Origin of the sequence: Bacteroides sp. ET489 (assembly GCF_030518095.1) — a bacterium.
Classification (GTDB): Bacteria; Bacteroidota; Bacteroidia; order Bacteroidales; family Bacteroidaceae; genus Bacteroides; species Bacteroides ndongoniae.
The window spans coordinates 1-1,904 of record NZ_JAULLJ010000097.1 but is presented as its reverse complement, the minus strand read 5'-3'; the positions used below and the strand labels follow the sequence as shown (position 1 = coordinate 1,904).

2 protein-coding genes and 2 pseudogenes are annotated in these 1,904 nt (G+C 35.1%); all 4 read left to right on the top strand.

Annotated features, from left to right (window positions below; translation table 11 throughout):
• A partial coding sequence (locus Q3C19_RS18125) for a winged helix-turn-helix transcriptional regulator (RefSeq protein WP_302731234.1) occupies positions 1–450 on the top strand: 450 nt, incomplete at its 5' end.
• A gap of 4 nt (positions 451–454) precedes the next feature.
• Entirely contained in the window at positions 455–1,165 is a 711-nt protein-coding gene (locus Q3C19_RS18120) for a hypothetical protein (RefSeq protein WP_302731232.1), read from the top strand.
• A gap of 133 nt (positions 1,166–1,298) precedes the next feature.
• A pseudogene (locus Q3C19_RS18115) lies at positions 1,299–1,490 on the top strand (helix-turn-helix domain-containing protein).
• 51 nt (positions 1,491–1,541) lie between these two features.
• Positions 1,542–1,904: pseudogene (locus Q3C19_RS18110) on the top strand (nuclease domain-containing protein); the annotation flags it as partial.

The window sequence follows — 1,904 nt, the reverse complement described above, 5'->3', positions numbered from 1 at the left end:
TTCCTGCCGGGCAAAGAACCACAATATCAAACGGAAGCAATTTCTTTCTATACCACATTCTATAATTTGAATTGGGGGGAGGACGGAAGGATACCTATAGAGGAAGTTGCCAACAGGGTAAATAGTAGCCTCGAAAAGTACTCTATCGATGAAGAATCTTCGGTGAAAACTTTCGGTGATTTACAGAAATCTTCGGTGAAAACCTTCGGTGATTTGCAAAATTCTTCGGTGAAACAAAAGCGATTAGGACGGACCGCACAAAGCATTCTTGACCTTGTAATATCAGATGGTTCTATATCTCAAGATAAGATGGCGGAAAAAATAGGAGTCAGTAAACGAGCCATTGAAATGCAGATTGCAAATCTAAAAGCCAAAGGATTGCTTGTCAGAGAGGGAGCAGATCATGGTGGCTATTGGCGTATTGTAATTAATCCTAAAGCAGAAGAATAGATCTATGGGAATATATCTTATACCACTCTGTGTTATAGTTGCCATTTTGGTAATCGCCTTTTTGTTTGCTTCTTTACAGCAAGTAAAACATAAAACTCGATATATAGTGCTTTATGTAATAGCCATCATCATGCTATTTGCCGTTATTCCTATCAATGAATATTTGACTAAGTTTACGCAAATTTCAAGTGAAGAATACCTGCTTATTTTGATATTCGATATTGCGGTGGGATATTTTTGTATGTACATTGCCGGTTTGCTGAAATTCAATCTTCTTAAACAAAAAAATCAAGCATTAGAAAATGCCTTGACAGAAAAGCAACAAAAAAATGTAGATGCTCTATTAAAGCATCAAAATGAAAAGCAAAAAACACTTCTCAAAGGAGAACTTGAATGGTTAACAGAAAAAATCAAAGTATTTACTGAGGAAGAGCAGAAAGCTATTCTTGCCTGTGCTTGCGCATTTGCAGAACATAACTTGATAATTGCTCCATCAATATCTATTCAGCAAAAAGAGACGTGTAGTCAGCAAGACCTTATGTATTTTGTTTGTTCTGCTTTTTTCAATATGGGAAAGAAGCGTAATGATATTGTAAGTTTCTTATATAAAGTTTTTCCTATCTATTTTCCTGCTGGAGAAAGTGTATTGGCTAAAAAAATGCCGGGACAGGAAAGGGTAAAAGAGAGAAGGGATAAAGAAAAACAATCCACATAATCCATAAGTATTATTGAAGTATATTCCAATATAAAGTCGTTTTTCGACATATATTTGTCAGATAATCACTATAATCAGAATAGATTTTCGATTATAAGATTATCTTTGTTTTTGAAAACATATTATGTAATGTATGAACAAAGATATTAATCGATTGAAGGTGGTTCTAGCAGAAAAGAAACGTACCAATAAATAGTTAGATGAACAGTTGGGGAAAAATCCAAGAACTGTTTCGAAATGGTGTACTAACACTATGCAAGCTAACTTAGAGACATTGGTAGAAATCGCCAAAGTTCTTGAAGTGGACACGAAAGATTTATTATAGCCAATAAAAAATATTTAATTTAATAGGTACAAATGCCTAAAATAAAACAATGTAGAGTTGGCGGAACTCATCTATACCCCCCAAAAAAAGTTCGGAAAATGAAAATAGCTCTGTTGGCATAACAGATTTGGTAGTACCAACCGTACCTTAGAAACCGGACATTATACTGCAGCTTACCAAGAACGATTTGCAGGAAGGCATGATAATGACATATCCATTTGATGCGAAGTATCGTATTGATGGAAAAGACAGAAATGGCGTTGATGTTCCACCCGAAGATGCGATTAACCAAACACACAGATATCGTGATACAATCTATTACAAGGACCACCCAATTGGATACATTGAAAAAAGAAGTTATAGGAGGATATATTCTTTTCCCAGGCAATGGTGAACCTATTGATGTTGCCGTAT